Raw genomic sequence first — 16,062 nt, forward strand, 5'->3', positions numbered from 1 at the left:
AGGCCTGTCTCTAAAGATTACAGAGGGTGAGGGAAAAGCTGACGTCCAGATCACAGGGGCGCGGTTTCTGGGTCTTTTCCGGCTGAACGAAGCGGATGTTGATGGCGTATTTGTTGGCACTGATCTCAGGTGCGCAGGGCACGCTGTCATCGACCTCGACCCGCACCAGATGGGCGGTGCGGCCGCCCAGCATCAACTGGAAAGCACCGGCGGCGGCCGTATGACGACTGGCATGGCCGCTGTCGCGCAGGATGCGCAGCACTTGGGTGACAGCGTTGCGGATGGCAAGCATGGGGGCGAGCCACTCGTTCAGATCGCTGGCCCGGCTGACCCAGGACTGATGCAGCCAATGTTGATAACAAGGCACATCGAAACCACAGACACCGCCGGGCAGGCTGGAGCGGCTTTTGATGCCGGACAGCCAGTCGTTCTCGCGCAGGTGTTGGCCGACCTTGCCGCTGATGGCGTGCAGATCGGAAAGATTCGAGGCAATCTCGGACAGCACTGTATCCAACCGGCCCTGGTCTACCGCCTGATTGTGCCGCAGGCTTTCCAGGCCAGCTTTCTGCCGATCCAACTCCTGGATCAGTTCGCTCTTGAGTTCGGGACGGGCGGTGACTTCGGCGAGTTCGAACAGGGATAGCAAGGCCGCATGGTGTGCGCGTGCGCTGTCCACGCTGATGAAGTACTGCACTTTGTCGAACAAATCCTCCAGCCTTAGCCAGGTGCGGATACGTTCATGCAGTGGAAACTCATATGTGATCGGCAAGCCAGGCAACCCGATTGTCATCCCCCGTTAATCGGCGATTGTGCAGGAAGGTCCGGCGTTTAGGCAATGTTTATCGCGCCGCCTGGGCCATTTTCTGATATTTCGCGTGCAGGGCAGCGACTTTGCCACGCAACGCCTCAAGCGAGCCCTGGTTCTCCAGGACGTCGTCGGCCGCTGCTAGACGCTGCTGCCGGTCGGCCTGTGCAGCCAGGATGGCGCGCGCCTGGGCTTCATCAAGGCCATCGCGACTGACAATCCGGCGCAGCTGGCGGGACTCGTCGCAGTCGACCACCAGCACGCGGTCGATCAGCTTGCGGTAGGCGCCGGTCTCCACTAACAGGGGTACCACCAGCATGGCGTAAGTGCCGCCTTGAACCGCCGCCAACTGCCGCTCCGCCTCAGCCCGGATCATGGGGTGCAAAATCGCCTCCAGCCGCTGGCGCGCCGCACTGTCGGCAAAGACCTGCTCGCGCATGCGCGGCCGATCGAGCGAACCGTCTGGCCTGACCATGACCTCGCCGAATTCGGCGCGAATGGCGGCCATGGCAGCGCCGCCGGCGGCGGTCAGTTCCCGCGATATCCGGTCGGTGTCGATGATCGCCACCCCCAGGTCGGCGAACATCTCAGCCACCGTGCTCTTGCCCGAACCGATACCACCGGTCAAGCCAATACAGAAAGGGCGAGCGGCGGCAGGCACTTCAGGCAGGCAGATAGAGCCGAACCAGGACTGGTCCCCAGAACAGGCAGACGATGCCGCCGAGCACCAGATAGGGGCCGAAGGGGATGGGCCGTGCGCGATCACGGCCCGCGAACAGGATCAAACCGATGCCGATCAGGGCGCCGACGATGCTGGAGGCCAGCAGGATGGGCAGGATCATCTTCCAGCCCAGCCAGGCCCCGAGGGCGGCGAGCAGCTTGAAATCGCCATAGCCCATGCCTTCCTTGCCGGTGGCAAGCTTGAACAACCAGTACACGCTCCACAGGCTGATATAGCCCACCATGGCACCGATCACCGCCTCTTCGATCGGCACGAATAGGCCTTGCAGATTGACCGCCAGCCCGAGCCAGAGCAGGAGCAGGGTAAGGTTGTCCGGCAGCAGATAGGTATCGAGGTCGATGAAGGTCAGGGCGATCAGCAAGGCGAGCAGCACCAGCACGGCCAGCGTGCGGCCATCCACGCCGAACTGCCAGACGGCATAGGCGAACAGCAGGCCGGTAATCAACTCGACCGCGGGATAGCGCCAGGGGATCGGGCTGCCGCAGCCGGCACAGCGGCCCTTGAGCAGCAGAAAACTCAGGATGGGAATGTTCTCGTACCAGGCGATGCGATGGCCGCAGTTCGGGCAGGCCGAACGCGGCACCACCAGATTGTAGGTCGCCTCTGCCGGCGAGGTCTTGCCTTCGAATTCGGCGCACTGCTGTCGCCACTCGCGTTCCAGCATGCGCGGCAGACGGTGGATGACGACGTTGAGGAAGCTGCCGATGACCAGGCCGAAGACCAGGGACAAGACAATCAGATAGGCAGGTTCCATCACCGGCACGGGCATAGCGGCAAACAAGGCGAATGAAGAGGATGCGGGCTCAGACCGTGCTGCCCATCTTGAAGATTGGCAGGTACATGGCCACCACGATGGTGCCGATGAGACCGCCGAGGATCACCATGATCAGCGGCTCCATCAGGCTGGACAGGGCATCGACCGCGTCGTCGACCTCGCGCTCGTAGAAGTCGGCCACCTTGCCCAGCATGCTGTCGAGCGAGCCGGATTCCTCGCCGATGGAGACCATCTGCACCAGCATGTTGGGAAAGATCTTGGCGTCCTGCAAGGCCGCCGTGAGATTGGTGCCGGTCGCCACCTGGCTCTTGATCTTGATCGTGGCATCGTAATACACCGCATTGCCCGAAGCACCAGCGACCGAATCCAGGGCCTCGACCATGGGCACGCCGGCGGCGAACAGGGAGGAGAAGGTTCGGGCCCAGCGGGCGATCGTGGCCTTCTCGATGATCATGCCGAACACCGGCAGCTTGAGCGTCCAGGCGTCGACCATGGCCGAGAACTTGGGCGAGCGCTTCACCCCCTGGACGAAGGCGGCCACGGCTGCGCCGATGGAGAGGAAGATCAGCCACCAGTATTCGACGAACAGGTCGGAGAAGTCCATCACCATCTGGGTCAGGGCCGGCAACTCGCCGCCGCTGCTCTCGAACAGCTGCTTGAAGGCCGGGATGACGAAGATCATGATGCCGGCGGTGATGACGAAGGCGACCACGACGACGATGGCCGGGTACATCAGGGCGGATTTGATCTTGCCCTTGATCGCCAGCATCTTCTCCTTGTAGATGGCGAGGCGATCGAGCACCGTATCCATGATGCCAGCCTGCTCACCGGCAGCGACCAGGTTGCAATAGAGGCCATCGAAGTACTTGGGGTGCTTGCGGAAGGCCTGGCTCAGGCCGGTACCTGTTTCGATGTCGGCCTTGACCTCGCCCAGCAGCTTCTGCACCGCTGGATTGGCATGGCTGCGGGCCGTGATATCAAAGGCCTGAAGCAGCGGCACGCCGGCCTTCATCATAGTCGCCAGCTGGCGGGTGAACAGGGCAATGTCCTTCTCGGTGATCTTCTTGCCGGCACCGGCCAGGCGGCTCTGCTTCTTGACCTTCTGCACGACAATGCCCTGGCGGCGCAGCACATCGCGTACCATGGTCTCGCCGCCAGCCAGCAGCTGGCCCTTGACCTTCTTGCCGGTCTTGTCGGTGCCCTCATAAAGGAAGGTCATCTGCTTCGCGGCGGCTTTGGCAACGGCCATGTCCCGATCTCCAGTGTTATTCGTTCGTCACCGACAAGACCTCTTCCAGCGAGGTCATGCCCGCCTTGACCTTGAGCAGCCCCGCCTGGCGCAAGTCGAGCACGCCTTCCCGCTTGGCTTGAGCCCCAATATCCATCGTCGTCGCATTCTTCAGGATCATCCGGTTGATCTCATCCGAGATCGGCATGACCTGATACAGGCCGACCCGGCCCTTGTAGCCGGTCTGCTTGCAGGCATCGCAGCCGACTGCCGTGTATGCCTGCCAGTCGCCGGTCAGGTCTGCCTCGGTAAAGCCGGCGTTCAACAAGGCCTCTGGCGGGATGTCGACCGGCCGCTTGCAATTCGAGCAGAGCCGGCGGCCCAGGCGCTGGGCCGTAATCAGCAGCACAGAGGCCGCCACGTTGTAGGTCGGCACCCCCATATTGGCCAGCCGGGTCAGGGTCGAGGGCGCATCGTTGGTATGCAGGGTGGACAGCACCATGTGGCCGGTCTGCGCCGCCTTGATGGCGATTTCCGCCGTCTCCAGGTCGCGAATCTCGCCGACCATGATGATGTCCGGATCCTGCCGCAGGAAGGATTTCAGGGCGGCAGCAAAGGTGAGCCCGGCCTTTTCGTTGACGTTGACCTGGTTGATGCCGGCGAGCTGAATCTCGGCGGGGTCCTCGACCGTGCAGATGTTGATGTCCGGCTTGTTCAGGATGTTGAGGCAGGAATAGAGCGACACCGTCTTGCCGCTGCCGGTCGGGCCGGTCACCAGCACCATGCCGTAGGGGCGCTGGATGGCGTGCATCAGCGCCTCCATCTGCTGCGGCTCGTAGCCGAGCGACTCGATGCCCTTCTGGGCGCTGCTCGGATCGAGAATCCGCATGACGATCTTTTCGCCATACAGGGTCGGCAGCGTGCTGACCCGAAAGTCGATGGTCTTAGTCCGCGAGACCACCAGTTTGATCCGACCGTCCTGCGGCACCCGCTTCTCGGAGATGTCCAGCTTGGAGATGACCTTGATCCGCGAGGCGATCTTGTCCTTGATCGCCAAAGGCGGCTGGGCGATCTCATAGAGGATGCCATCCAGGCGATACCGGATGCGGTAATACTTTTCGTAGGGCTCGAAATGAATGTCGGAAGCACCGGAGTTGATCGCATCCAGCATGATCTTCTGCAGATAGCGGACCACCGGGGCATCGTCGATATCGACGCCGCCCTCCTCCATGGTCGCTGCCTGGGTCTCCTCGTCGGTGAACTCGAGATTGAGATCATCCGTCTCGATCGACTTGAGCACATTCTCCTGGGAGCCTTCGGCCAGCTTGGCCACGATTTTGCCCAGTTTGTCATCCTCGACGACCACCGGCTCCACCGTCAGGCCGGTTTGGAACTTCACCTCATCCAGCGCCTGCAGATTGCTCGGGTCGGCAATGCCGACAAACAGGCGGTTGCCCCGCTGTGCAAGCGGAACCACCCGATGCTTCTCGAGCACCGCCGGGTCCTTGATAACCCGGGGGATCACATCCGGATCGATCGCATCGAGGTCGAAGAAAGGCAGGCCGAAGGTCTGTGAAGCGAAAGTGGATACCTGGGTCGAACTGAAGCGCCGGTTGGCCAGGATATAGCCAAGGAAAGACTGGCCGGCCGCCTTGGCCTGTTCCTGCAGCGACTCGCCTTCCTCCTGTTTGAGCAGGCCATGCTGCACTAGGGCCCGACACAGGCCCGTCAAGGTATTAGAGGCATTGGCGGCGACCACCGGCTATCCCGATATCCATGGCAAATCAGTCAGATGCGCCTATTTAATGCAAGTATTGAAGATAAGTCAAAGGTCTGCCCTGGTCTCGCCGGCTTCCGGCCGCCGGGGATAGATGCGGGCGGTCTTCACCATGCGGTCCTGGACCTGGATGACCTCCATCGGATAGCCCGCAATCATCACGCTAACCCCGGCCTCCGGCATTGCTTCCAGGTGCTCCAGGATCAGCCCGTTCAGTGTCCGCGCATCCTCCTGAGGCAATGCCAACCCCAAGCGGCGATTCAACTCGCGAATGCTGCTGGACCCCTCGACCAGCCAGCTGCCATCCTCGTCTGCAATGACCAACGGACTCTGCAAAGGCGAGGCCGCGGCGAACTCGCCGACAATCTCCTCCAGAATATCGTCGACTGTCACCAAGCCCAGGAGGTCACCGTATTCGTCCACGACCAGACCGAAAGTCTGATGCGTCTCCTGGAAGGCATGCAACTGCGTCAACAGCGGCGTGCCAGACGGAATGAAATAGGGTTGACGCAGCTGCTCGCGCAGGGTGTCCATGTCCACCTTACCATCCGCGCAGTGAGCAAGGACACGGCGCACCTTGACGATCCCGACCACATTATTCACTTCGCCCTCGTAGGCCAGCACACGGGCATGATGACTGGTAGCCAATTCCTGGTAAAGCTCGTCCGGATGCGACAGTAGGTCGATCGCCTCGATCTGTCCCCGGGGCCGCATGACATCGTCGACCGTGATCTTCTCCAGATCGAACAGATTAAGCAGGATGCCGCGATGCGCCTTGGGCAACATATGGCCGGATTCGGCCAGCAGGGTACGCAACTCTTCCACCCCCATCACGCTGCCAGATGCAAGATCAGGCGGGCGAAGCCGTAGCAGCCTGAGCAGGGCATTGACGAATAGGTTAATGAACCAGACAGCAGGCTGCATCAACTTAAGCAGCGGGGACAGAACATAACTGACTACGGGTGCCACACGCTCGGGATATGCCGCCCCCATGACCTTAGGGCTAACCTCGGAAAACACCAGGATCAAGAAGGTGACGCAGACAGTCGCAAGAGACAGGGCATACTCATTCTCGCCAAACAAGCGAAAGGCGATCACGGTAACCAGGGCCGCCGCCGCCGCATTGACCAGGTTGTTACCCAGTAAAATCACGCCCAGCAGTTTGTCGGTACGCACCAATAGCCGTTCGGCAAGACGGGCCCCGCGATGTCCGGCCTTCACCAAGCTCTTCAGCCGGTAGCGGTTGACCGCCATCAGGCTCGTTTCAGAGATGGAAAAAAAACCAGAGGCGACAAGCAGGACGACCAGTGCTATCAGTAGTGCACTGAGAGGGATGCTATCCAAGGGAAATTACGATCATGGCTGGGGAAGTGCTAAGTTTAAGCTTGGCTAGTACGCTGTCAAGAAGCCAACCACGCCGGACAAATAAAAAGCCCCCCAGGGATTTCCTGGGGGGCTTTTGTTGTAGGAGTCTGACGATGACCTACTTTAGCTGCGGCATAACCTGCCATGCAGGTTAGCCTTCGCTGAAGTAGGGACTACGCCCTACCGGGTATCCGGCGCTGCCGAATATCCCTTCGAATAAGAGTCTGACGATGACCTACTTTCACACGGGCAATCCGCACTATCATCGGCGCTGAAGCGTTTCACGGTCCTGTTCGGGATGGGAAGGCGTGGGACCACTTCGCTATGGTCGTCAGACATAACTGAGATCGGCCGCGTTGTGCGACCGACGCGATCCGGTATGTCTGTTGTTAACAGTTGGGAAGAAGGTTGGGTTGGGTTTGATGCGTTCAGAACACGCTGCCCTTTAATGGCACTGGCCACTCAAGGTTATAGGGTCAAGCCGCACGGGCAATTAGTATCGGTTAGCTTAACGCATTACTGCGCTTCCACACCCGACCTATCAACGTCGTAGTCTTCGACGACCCTTTAGGGGGATCAAGTCCCCGGGAGATCTTATCTTCAGGCAAGTTTCCCGCTTAGATGCTTTCAGCGGTTATCTCTTCCGCACTTAGCTACCCGGCGATACGACTGGCGTCATAACCGGTACACCAGCGGTGCGTCCACTCCGGTCCTCTCGTACTAGGAGCAGCCCCCGTCAAATCTCCAGCGCCCACGGCAGATAGGGACCAAACTGTCTCACGACGTTTTAAACCCAGCTCACGTACCTCTTTAAATGGCGAACAGCCATACCCTTGGGACCGGCTACAGCCCCAGGATGAGATGAGCCGACATCGAGGTGCCAAACTCCGCCGTCGATGTGAACTCTTGGGCGGAATCAGCCTGTTATCCCCAGAGTACCTTTTATCCGTTGAGCGATGGCCCTTCCATACAGAACCACCGGATCACTAGGACCTGCTTTCGCACCTGCTCGACTTGTCGGTCTCGCAGTTAAGCTCTCTTATGCCCTTGCACTATCAACACGATTTCCGACCGTGTCTAGAGAACCTTCGTACTCCTCCGTTACACTTTGGGAGGAGACCGCCCCAGTCAAACTGCCTACCATGCACTGTCCCCCGCCCGGATCACGGGCGCAGGTTAGAACCTCAACGACACCAGGGTGGTATTTCAAGGTTGGCTCCACGATGACTGGCGTCACCGCTTCACAGCCTCCCACCTATCCTACACAAGTCCCGTCAAAGTCCAATGCAAAGCTACAGTAAAGGTTCATGGGGTCTTTCCGTCTAGCCGCGGGGAGATTGCATCTTCACAAACACTTCAATTTCGCTGAGTCTCAGGAGGAGACAGTGTGGCCATCGTTACGCCATTCGTGCGGGTCGGAACTTACCCGACAAGGAATTTCGCTACCTTAGGACCGTTATAGTTACGGCCGCCGTTTACCGGGGCTTCGATCAAGAGCTTGCACCCCATCACTTAACCTTCCGGCACCGGGCAGGCGTCACACCCTATACGTCCTCTTTCGAGTTTGCAGAGTGCTGTGTTTTTATTAAACAGTCGCAGCCACCTTTTCACTGCAACCCCTTCGAGCTCCAGCCGCAAGGGCCTTCACCCTACCAGGGCACACCTTCTCCCGAAGTTACGGTGTCAATTTGCCGAGTTCCTTCTCCTGAGTTCTCTCAAGCGCCTTAGGATTCTCACCCTGCCCACCTGTGTCGGTTTGCGGTACGGTCTTCGTTAACCTGAAGCTTAGAGGCTTTTCCTGGAAGCAGGGCATCAATCACTTCGCAGCTCAAGGCCGCTCGTCGTCACGCCTCAGCTAAGCCGCACGGATTTGCCTATGCAGCACGCCTACACGCTTGAACCGGGACATCCAACACCCGGCTGACCTAGCCTTCTCCGTCCCCCCATCGCAGTTAACGAAGGTACAGGAATATTGACCTGTTTCCCATCAGCTACGCATCTCTGCCTCGCCTTAGGGGCCGACTCACCCTACGCCGATGAACGTTGCGTAGGAAACCTTGGGCTTCCGGCGAACGGGCTTTTCACCCGTTTTATCGCTACTCATGTCAGCATTCGCACTTCTGATACCTCCAGCATCCCTCACAGGACACCTTCACAGGCCTACAGAACGCTCCTCTACCACTCAGGAATCAGAGGTCAGGGATCAGGGATCAGATCAGGCCACGCCGCGCGCGAGACCCTGCAGCATCTTCGCCACCTCTTCGTACTCGTCGCGTAGACACTGCCAATCAATCTGATCTAGATATCCCAGGTCCAGACAGTATCGCAGCCAAACTCGCATTTCGTCGGCCGACCCGATACCCATCTTGATGAACCTCTTGAATTCAGTTTTCGACAGACTTTGCTTACCAAAGCCCTCCGCCAGATTGGCACAGATCGACTTGCTGGCCCGACGCATCTGCTCGGCCAGCCCAAACTGCTCAACCTGCGGCATCGCCAGACTGATTTGGTGAATCTCCAACGAAACCTTGTAGGCCCGCTTGAATACCTCCAAATCTTCAAACCGATGCACCGCCATTCTGATACCTAATTCCTGAACTCTGATTCCTGAATCCCAAGCTTCGGTTATGTGCTTAGCCCCGTTACATCTTCCGCGCAGGACGACTCGACCAGTGAGCTATTACGCTTTCTTTAAAGGATGGCTGCTTCTAAGCCAACTTCCTGGCTGTCTTAGCCTTCCCACTTCGTTTACCACTTAGCACATCATTTGGGACCTTAGCTGTGGGTCTGGGTTGTTTCCCTCTCGACACCGGACGTTAGCACCCGATGTCTGTCTCCCGTAAAACGACTCTCCGGTATTCGGAGTTTGCTATCGCGGGGTAGATCTAAGTGACCCCCCCAACGATTACAGTGCTCTACCCCCGGAGGCCTATTACGAGGCACTACCTAAATAGTTTTCGAGGAGAACCAGCTATTTCCGGATTTGTTTAGCCTTTCACCCCTATCCACAGCTCATCCCCTAGTTTTGCAACACTAGTGGGTTCGGTCCTCCAGTGCGTGTTACCGCACCTTCAACCTGGCCATGGATAGATCATCCGGTTTCGGGTCTACGCCCAGCTACTGAACGCCCTGTTCAGACTCGCTTTCGCTACGCCTCCCCTATTCGGTTAAGCTCGCAACTGAACGTAAGTCGCTGACCCATTATACAAAAGGTACGCAGTCACCCCACAAGGAGGCTCCCACTGTTTGTATGCATGCGGTTTCAGGATCTATTTCACTCCCCTCCCGGGGTTCTTTTCGCCTTTCCCTCACGGTACTGGTTCACTATCGGTCGATCACGAGTATTTAGCCTTGGAGGATGGTCCCCCCATCTTCAGACAGGATTACACGTGTCCCGCCCTACTTGTCGCACACCTAGACCCGCCAATCTCTTTTCACATACGGGGCTATCACCCACTATGGCCGGACTTTCCAGACCGTTCTGCTGAGAGACTGGTTTAGTTGTGCAGGCTCGTCCCATTTCGCTCGCCACTACTTTGGGAATCTCGGTTGATTTCTGTTCCTCGAGCTACTGAGATGTTTCAGTTCACTCGGTTCGCTCCACATGACCTATGTATTCAGTCAAGGGTACCCTCGCGGGTGGGTTTCCCCATTCGGACATCGCGGGATCAAAGCTCGTTTGCCAGCTCCCCCGCGCTTTTCGCAGGCTACCACGTCCTTCATCGCCTGTGATCGCCAAGGCATCCACCACATGCACTTAGTCACTTGACCCTATAACCTTGAGCTCTCTTCCGAGATCAAAGGCTACAGGTTTCGTGTCTGCCAGCCTTATCTCCGACTAAAAAGATAAGGCCCAATGCAATCAAACCCAAAGTTCAACTCACACCTCATCAATGTGAATCAAACTACCTTCTTCCAAATTGTTAAAGAACAACAGCCTCTCACTCCGTAAGGAGTGAGGAGTGAGGAGTAAGGCAAAACACCCTTCTCTTCACTCCTAACGCCTCACCACCAAACCTGGTGGAGGTGAACGGGATCGAACCGATGACCCCCTGCTTGCAAAGCAGGTGCTCTCCCAGCTGAGCTACACCCCCGAATCTGGTGGGCCTGGCTGGATTTGAACCAGCGACCCCACGCTTATCAAGCGTGTGCTCTGACCAACTGAGCTACAAGCCCATCGCGTCCGCGTGTTGTTACGGAACAGCCTTGCGAAGTGTGGACACTGAGTCCAGAGCACGCTCTAGAAAGGAGGTGATCCAGCCGCAGGTTCCCCTACGGCTACCTTGTTACGACTTCACCCCAGTCATGAATCACTCCGTGGTAAGCGCCCCCCTCGCGGTTAGGCTACCTACTTCTGGAGCAACCCACTCCCATGGTGTGACGGGCGGTGTGTACAAGGCCCGGGAACGTATTCACCGCGGCATGCTGATCCGCGATTACTAGCGATTCCGACTTCATGCTCTCGAGTTGCAGAGAACAATCCGGACTACGATCGGTTTTCTGGGATTGGCTCCCCCTCGCGGGTTGGCAACCCTCTGTACCGACCATTGTATGACGTGTGAAGCCCTACCCATAAGGGCCATGAGGACTTGACGTCATCCCCACCTTCCTCCGGTTTGTCACCGGCAGTCCCATTAGAGTGCCCTTTCGTAGCAACTAATGGCAAGGGTTGCGCTCGTTGCGGGACTTAACCCAACATCTCACGACACGAGCTGACGACAGCCATGCAGCACCTGTGTGCAGGTTCCCTTTCGGGCACCAAGCCATCTCTGGCAAGTTCCTGCCATGTCAAGGGTAGGTAAGGTTCTTCGCGTTGCATCGAATTAATCCACATCATCCACCGCTTGTGCGGGCCCCCGTCAATTCCTTTGAGTTTCAACCTTGCGGCCGTACTCCCCAGGCGGTCAACTTCACGCGTTAGCTTCGCTACTAAGAGATTGCTCCCCCAACAGCCAGTTGACATCGTTTAGGGCGTGGACTACCAGGGTATCTAATCCTGTTTGCTCCCCACGCTTTCGTGCATGAGCGTCAGTGTCGGCCCAGGGGGCTGCCTTCGCCATCGGTGTTCCTCCTGATCTCTACGCATTTCACTGCTACACCAGGAATTCCACCCCCCTCTGCCGCACTCTAGTCTTCCAGTTCCAAATGCCATTCCCAGGTTAAGCCCGGGGATTTCACATCTGGCTTAAAAAACCGCCTGCGCACGCTTTACGCCCAGTAATTCCGATTAACGCTCGCACCCTACGTATTACCGCGGCTGCTGGCACGTAGTTAGCCGGTGCTTCTTCTTACGGTACCGTCATCCACCGCCTATGTTAGAGGCGATGATTTCTTTCCGTCCGAAAGGGCTTTACAACCCGAAGGCCTTCTTCACCCACGCGGCATGGCTGGATCAGGGTTTCCCCCATTGTCCAAAATTCCCCACTGCTGCCTCCCGTAGGAGTCTGGGCCGTGTCTCAGTCCCAGTGTGGCGGATCATCCTCTCAGACCCGCTACGGATCGTCGCCTTGGTAGGCTCTTACCCCACCAACTAGCTAATCCGACATCGGCCGCTCGCATAGCGCGAGGTCTTGCGACCCCCGCTTTCTCCCTCAGGACGTATGCGGTATTAGCGTAACTTTCGCTACGTTATCCCCCACTACGCGGTACGTTCCGATGCTTTACTCACCCGTTCGCCACTCGCCACCAGGAGCAAGCTCCCGTGCTGCCGTTCGACTTGCATGTGTAAGGCATGCCGCCAGCGTTCAATCTGAGCCAGGATCAAACTCTTCAGTTCAATCTCTTTACTTACCGCTCAACTCATCAGAATCAAACTGACAATTCGAGCATCAGGTCTTACTTGTTAGCTTCCAGTCCCAAAAAGGAACCTTCCGCTCCAAACCCAATGCCCACACTTCTTAAGGCTGTTTCTACTTGTTAAAGATCAGTTTTTCGCCCGTCGCCGCGTTGTCTGCAGCAGCAGGGAAGCCGCGCATTATACGGACCTGAAAAAAGCGGTCAAGGATTTATTTAAAAATTTTTCAAGGCATAGACGGCGCCAATGCACGGGCAGAAACAAAGCGCTGAATGGCCAGTCACTTAGCCACAAACAAGGGCGAGAAAATAATCTGAGAAGAGCGGCCCGAGCTGTGCGAACTACTCGCCCGACTCGACCGGGCGCTTGCCCGCCTTCCACTCAGGAAAACCGTCTTCGAGGCGACGCGCGGCGAAGCCGGCCTGACGCAATTGCTCGACGGCCTGGAAAGCCAGCACGCAATACGGACCGCGACAATAGGCGACGATCTCCTGATTGCGCGGCAGCTTCTTGAGCCGGGTGGGCAGCTCGCCCAGCGGAACATTGACCGCGCCGGGGATATGACCTGCCCGATACTCCTCCGGCGGTCGTACATCGATCACCATGGCCTCACCGGATTGCGTCAGTTTGAGCAACTCGTCGTGGCCGACCGGGGTCAGGGTATCGAACTTGTCGAAGTGCTCGCGAACGATGCGATCGACCTCGGCCAGATGCTTCTCGGCCACCCGCTGCAGGCAACCTAGCAAACCGACCACCTCATCGTCGGAGAGCCGATAGAAGACCTGCAGACCTCCCTTGCGCGAGACCGCCAGCCCGGCGTCTTTGAGCACCTGCAGATGATGCGAGGTGTTCGCCACCGACATGCCGGTGGCCTTGGCCAGCATCTCGACGCTGCGCTCACCCTGGGCCAAGGCTTCCAGCAAACCCAAGCGATTGGCACTGGCCAAAGCCTTGGCCACGCGGGCGAACTGCTCGAACAGCAGCGTCTTTCCGGACATGACGTCCTTGCTTAAAGAGTTATCCCACCGTCACACGGGCAAACTTGCGTTTGCCCACCTGGGCCACCACGGTAGCGCCCCTGGCCACCACCAGCCCCTTGTCGCTCACCTTCTCGCCGTCCAGTTTAACGCCGCCACCTGCGATCTGGCGCATGGCCTCCGAGGTACTCGGCACCAAGCCGGCCAGCTTCAGCAACTGCACCACAGGCAGACCATCGGCCGTCGCCTCCAGGGTGAACTCCGGCATCTCATCGGGGATCGCACCCTGACGAAAACGCGCCTCGAAGTCGGCCAGTGCCGCCTCGGCCGCGGCCTGGCTATGGAAGCGGGCGACGATCTCCTGGGCGAACATCACCTTGATGTCGCGCGGGTTGCGCCCGGCCTCGACCTCCTGCCGCCACTGCCGCACCGCCGACAAGGGCTGGAACGAGAGCAACTCGATATAGCGCCACATCAAGGTATCAGACACGCTCATCAGCTTGCCGAACATCTCGTTGGCTGGCTCGGCAATGCCGATGTAGTTGCCCAGTGACTTCGACATCTTCTGCACGCCATCCAGGCCTTCGAGGATGGGCATGGTCAACACGACCTGGGCCTCCTGGCCATAGTGCTTCTGCAGCTCGCGACCGACCAGCAGGTTGAACTTCTGGTCGGTGCCGCCAAGTTCGACATCCGCCTTCATCGCCACCGAGTCGTAGCCCTGGATCAAAGGATAGAGGAATTCGTGGATGGCGATCGGCTGGCCGCCGGCATAGCGCTTGGAGAAGTCGTCGCGCTCGAGCATGCGCGCTACTGTGTGCTTGGCCGCCAGCTGGATCAGATCGGCCGCATTCATCTCGCCCATCCAGCTGGAATTGAACATGACCAGGGTCTTTTCCGGGTGCAGAATCTTGTAGATCTGCTGCTCGTAGGTTCGCGCGTTCTCAATCACCGCATCGCGCGTGAGCGGCTTGCGGGTGACATTCTTGCCGGTCGGGTCGCCGATCATGCCGGTGAAATCGCCGATCAGGAACATCACCTCGTGGCCCAACTCCTGGAACTGGCGCAGCTTGTTGATCAACACGGTGTGACCGAGATGCAGATCGGGCGCGGTCGGGTCGAAACCGGCCTTGACCCGCAGGGGCTTGCCCTTCTTCAGCTTCGCGACCAACTCGGCCTCGATCAGCAGCTCGTCGCAGCCGCGCTTGATGATTTCCAGGGATTCTTCGATGGAGGGCATAAACGATGCTCAGGCGAAACGTCAATAATGTGAAGGGAATGTGTCCGCCCCGCCTTAGGGCGGTCCGGCCATCCCTCGCTTTCGCGAGGGACCGCCTCCGGCGTCCGGCCGAGCGGTGCTCGGCTCGTCGAACCGGGGAGGGTTCTCACCCTGCACACAGTCCAATTCGATAGGAGACGAAATCGTCTCCTATCGAATTGGAGCGGGTGAAGGGAATCGAACCCTCGTATGCAGCTTGGGAAGCTGCCGTTCTACCATTGAACTACACCCGCATGGTAAAATTGCGGCCTTGAATGTTACTGGATTTGAGCGGTAGGTTGAAAGTGATTACCGTCTCTCTCAATGGCGAGCCCCGCCAGTTCGACTCCCCTCTCAAGGTTGCCCAGCTGCTCGACCAACTCGGTTTGACCGGCAAGCGCCTGGCCGTGGAAAAGAACGGCGAGATCGTGCCCAAGAGCCAACATGCCGAGACCGCCATCGAGAACGGTGACGTCTTGGAGATCGTAGTCGCCGTCGGCGGCGGCTAATGCTTTTTTAGAGTGTGACGCCCACCATGAACCCTTTGGTCATCGCCGGTAAGTCCTACAACTCCCGCCTGCTGGTCGGCACGGGCAAATACAAGGATTTCGATGAGACCCGCCAGGCCGTCGAGGCCAGCGGCGCCGAGATCGTCACCGTCGCCATCCGCCGCACCAACATCGGCCAGGACCCCAAGCAGCCCAGCCTGCTCGATGCCCTGCCGCCGTCGAAATTCACCTACCTGCCGAACACGGCCGGCTGCTACACGGCGGAGGATGCCATCCGCACCCTGCGCCTGGCGCGCGAGCTGCTGGACGGACACGATCTGGTCAAGCTCGAGGTGCTGGGCGACCCGGACACCCTCTACCCGAACGTGGTCGAGACCCTCAAGGCGGCCCAGGTGCTGGTGAAGGACGGCTTCAAGGTCATGGTCTACACCTCCGACGACCCGATCATCGCCAGGCAGCTGGAAGAGATCGGCTGCGTCGCGGTCATGCCGCTGGCCTCGCTGATCGGCTCGGGCATGGGCATCCTCAACCCGTGGAACCTCTCGATCATCATCGACCGCCTCTCGGTGCCGGTGATCGTCGACGCCGGCGTCGGCACCGCCTCGGACGCCACCATCGCCATGGAGCTCGGCTGTGATGCCGTGCTGATGAACACCGCCATCGCCGGCGCGAAAGACCCCGTGCTTATGGCCAGCGCCATGAAAAAGGCGGTCGAGGCCGGGCGCGAGGCCTACCTTGCTGGCCGCATGCCGAAGAAGGTCTACCAGGCCAGTCCCAGCTCGCCCACCCGCGGCCTGATCGGCTCCTGATGCCGCATTCCCTCTCTCCCAAC

General features: G+C 58.9%; 10 protein-coding genes, 3 tRNA genes and 3 rRNA genes. 2 read left to right on the forward strand and 14 right to left on the reverse strand.

From position 1 onward, the window contains the following. Positions 1 to 10: 10 nt before the first annotated feature. The 14 genes from zapD to EL388_RS09555 all read right to left on the reverse strand — a co-directional run bounded on the left by zapD (position 11) and on the right by EL388_RS09555 (position 14,975). Complete coding sequence (gene zapD, locus EL388_RS09490; protein ID WP_126462909.1) at positions 11 to 790, reverse strand: cell division protein ZapD; 780 nt, start codon at positions 788 to 790, stop codon at positions 11 to 13. Positions 791 to 839: 49 nt separating this feature from the next. Further along, complete coding sequence (gene coaE / locus EL388_RS09495) at positions 840 to 1,466, reverse strand: dephospho-CoA kinase (protein WP_126462912.1); 627 nt, start codon at positions 1,464 to 1,466, stop codon at positions 840 to 842. Position 1,467: 1 nt separating this feature from the next. Further along, positions 1,468 to 2,301: a prepilin peptidase gene (locus EL388_RS09500; RefSeq protein ID WP_232019102.1), complete on the reverse strand. Its 834-nt coding sequence runs from the start codon at positions 2,299 to 2,301 to the stop codon at positions 1,468 to 1,470. A gap of 49 nt (positions 2,302 to 2,350) precedes the next feature. After that, positions 2,351 to 3,571: a type II secretion system F family protein gene (locus EL388_RS09505; protein WP_126462917.1), complete on the reverse strand. Its 1,221-nt coding sequence runs from the start codon at positions 3,569 to 3,571 to the stop codon at positions 2,351 to 2,353. 16 nt (positions 3,572 to 3,587) lie between these two features. Then, positions 3,588 to 5,309: a type IV-A pilus assembly ATPase PilB gene (gene pilB, locus EL388_RS09510; RefSeq protein ID WP_126462920.1), complete on the reverse strand. Its 1,722-nt coding sequence runs from the start codon at positions 5,307 to 5,309 to the stop codon at positions 3,588 to 3,590. Between the two features lie 66 nt (positions 5,310 to 5,375). Further along, positions 5,376 to 6,671 (reverse strand): HlyC/CorC family transporter, encoded by a 1,296-nt coding sequence (locus EL388_RS09515; protein ID WP_126462922.1) that lies wholly within the window; start codon positions 6,669 to 6,671, stop codon positions 5,376 to 5,378. Between the two features lie 243 nt (positions 6,672 to 6,914). Further along, positions 6,915 to 7,028: ribosomal RNA gene (gene rrf, locus EL388_RS09520) — 5S ribosomal RNA — on the reverse strand. Between the two features lie 136 nt (positions 7,029 to 7,164). Beyond that, positions 7,165 to 10,463: ribosomal RNA gene (locus EL388_RS09525) — 23S ribosomal RNA — on the reverse strand. A 247-nt stretch (positions 10,464 to 10,710) separates the two neighbouring features. After that, positions 10,711 to 10,786: transfer RNA gene (locus EL388_RS09530), tRNA-Ala, on the reverse strand. Positions 10,787 to 10,791: 5 nt separating this feature from the next. Then, positions 10,792 to 10,868: transfer RNA gene (locus EL388_RS09535), tRNA-Ile, on the reverse strand. Positions 10,869 to 10,936: 68 nt separating this feature from the next. After that, positions 10,937 to 12,468 (reverse strand): 16S ribosomal RNA (locus EL388_RS09540). Together the 16S, 23S and 5S rRNA genes with 2 tRNA genes alongside form the textbook arrangement of a ribosomal RNA operon. Positions 12,469 to 12,827: 359 nt before the next feature. Continuing rightward, positions 12,828 to 13,484, reverse strand: coding sequence for an ArsR/SmtB family transcription factor (locus EL388_RS09545; protein ID WP_126462924.1), 657 nt, complete (start codon positions 13,482 to 13,484; stop codon positions 12,828 to 12,830). 19 nt (positions 13,485 to 13,503) lie between these two features. Then, on the reverse strand, positions 13,504 to 14,703 hold the full coding sequence (gene tyrS / locus EL388_RS09550) for a tyrosine--tRNA ligase (protein ID WP_126462925.1): 1,200 nt from the start codon (positions 14,701 to 14,703) through the stop codon (positions 13,504 to 13,506). 198 nt (positions 14,704 to 14,901) lie between these two features. Further along, positions 14,902 to 14,975 (reverse strand) — tRNA-Gly (locus EL388_RS09555). Positions 14,976 to 15,026: 51 nt separating this feature from the next. Here EL388_RS09555 and thiS point away from each other — a divergent pair. Continuing rightward, entirely contained in the window at positions 15,027 to 15,230 is a 204-nt protein-coding gene (gene thiS, locus EL388_RS09560) for a sulfur carrier protein ThiS (protein WP_126464070.1), read from the forward strand. Positions 15,231 to 15,256: 26 nt separating this feature from the next. Next, positions 15,257 to 16,039 carry a thiazole synthase gene (locus EL388_RS09565; RefSeq protein WP_126462927.1) on the forward strand — a complete coding sequence of 261 codons (783 nt, stop codon included), beginning with the start codon at positions 15,257 to 15,259 and terminating at the stop codon, positions 16,037 to 16,039. Positions 16,040 to 16,062: the final 23 nt, after the last annotated feature.

This window comes from Sulfuritortus calidifontis (assembly GCF_003967275.1).
Lineage (GTDB): Bacteria > Pseudomonadota > Gammaproteobacteria > Burkholderiales > Thiobacillaceae > Sulfuritortus > Sulfuritortus calidifontis.

What these genes read in the sequence shown, in the direction of transcription:
- zapD (WP_126462909.1), bottom strand. Translation starts at nt 790, where the DNA reads ATGACAATCGGGTTGCCTGGCTTGCCGATCACATATGAGTTTCCACTG.
- EL388_RS09500 (WP_232019102.1), bottom strand. Translation starts at nt 2,301, where the DNA reads ATGGAACCTGCCTATCTGATTGTCTTGTCCCTGGTCTTCGGCCTGGTC.
- EL388_RS09505 (WP_126462917.1), bottom strand. Translation starts at nt 3,571, where the DNA reads ATGGCCGTTGCCAAAGCCGCCGCGAAGCAGATGACCTTCCTTTATGAG.
- EL388_RS09545 (WP_126462924.1), bottom strand. Translation starts at nt 13,484, where the DNA reads ATGTCCGGAAAGACGCTGCTGTTCGAGCAGTTCGCCCGCGTGGCCAAG.
- tyrS (WP_126462925.1), bottom strand. Translation starts at nt 14,703, where the DNA reads ATGCCCTCCATCGAAGAATCCCTGGAAATCATCAAGCGCGGCTGCGAC.
- EL388_RS09565 (WP_126462927.1), top strand. Translation starts at nt 15,257, where the DNA reads ATGAACCCTTTGGTCATCGCCGGTAAGTCCTACAACTCCCGCCTGCTG.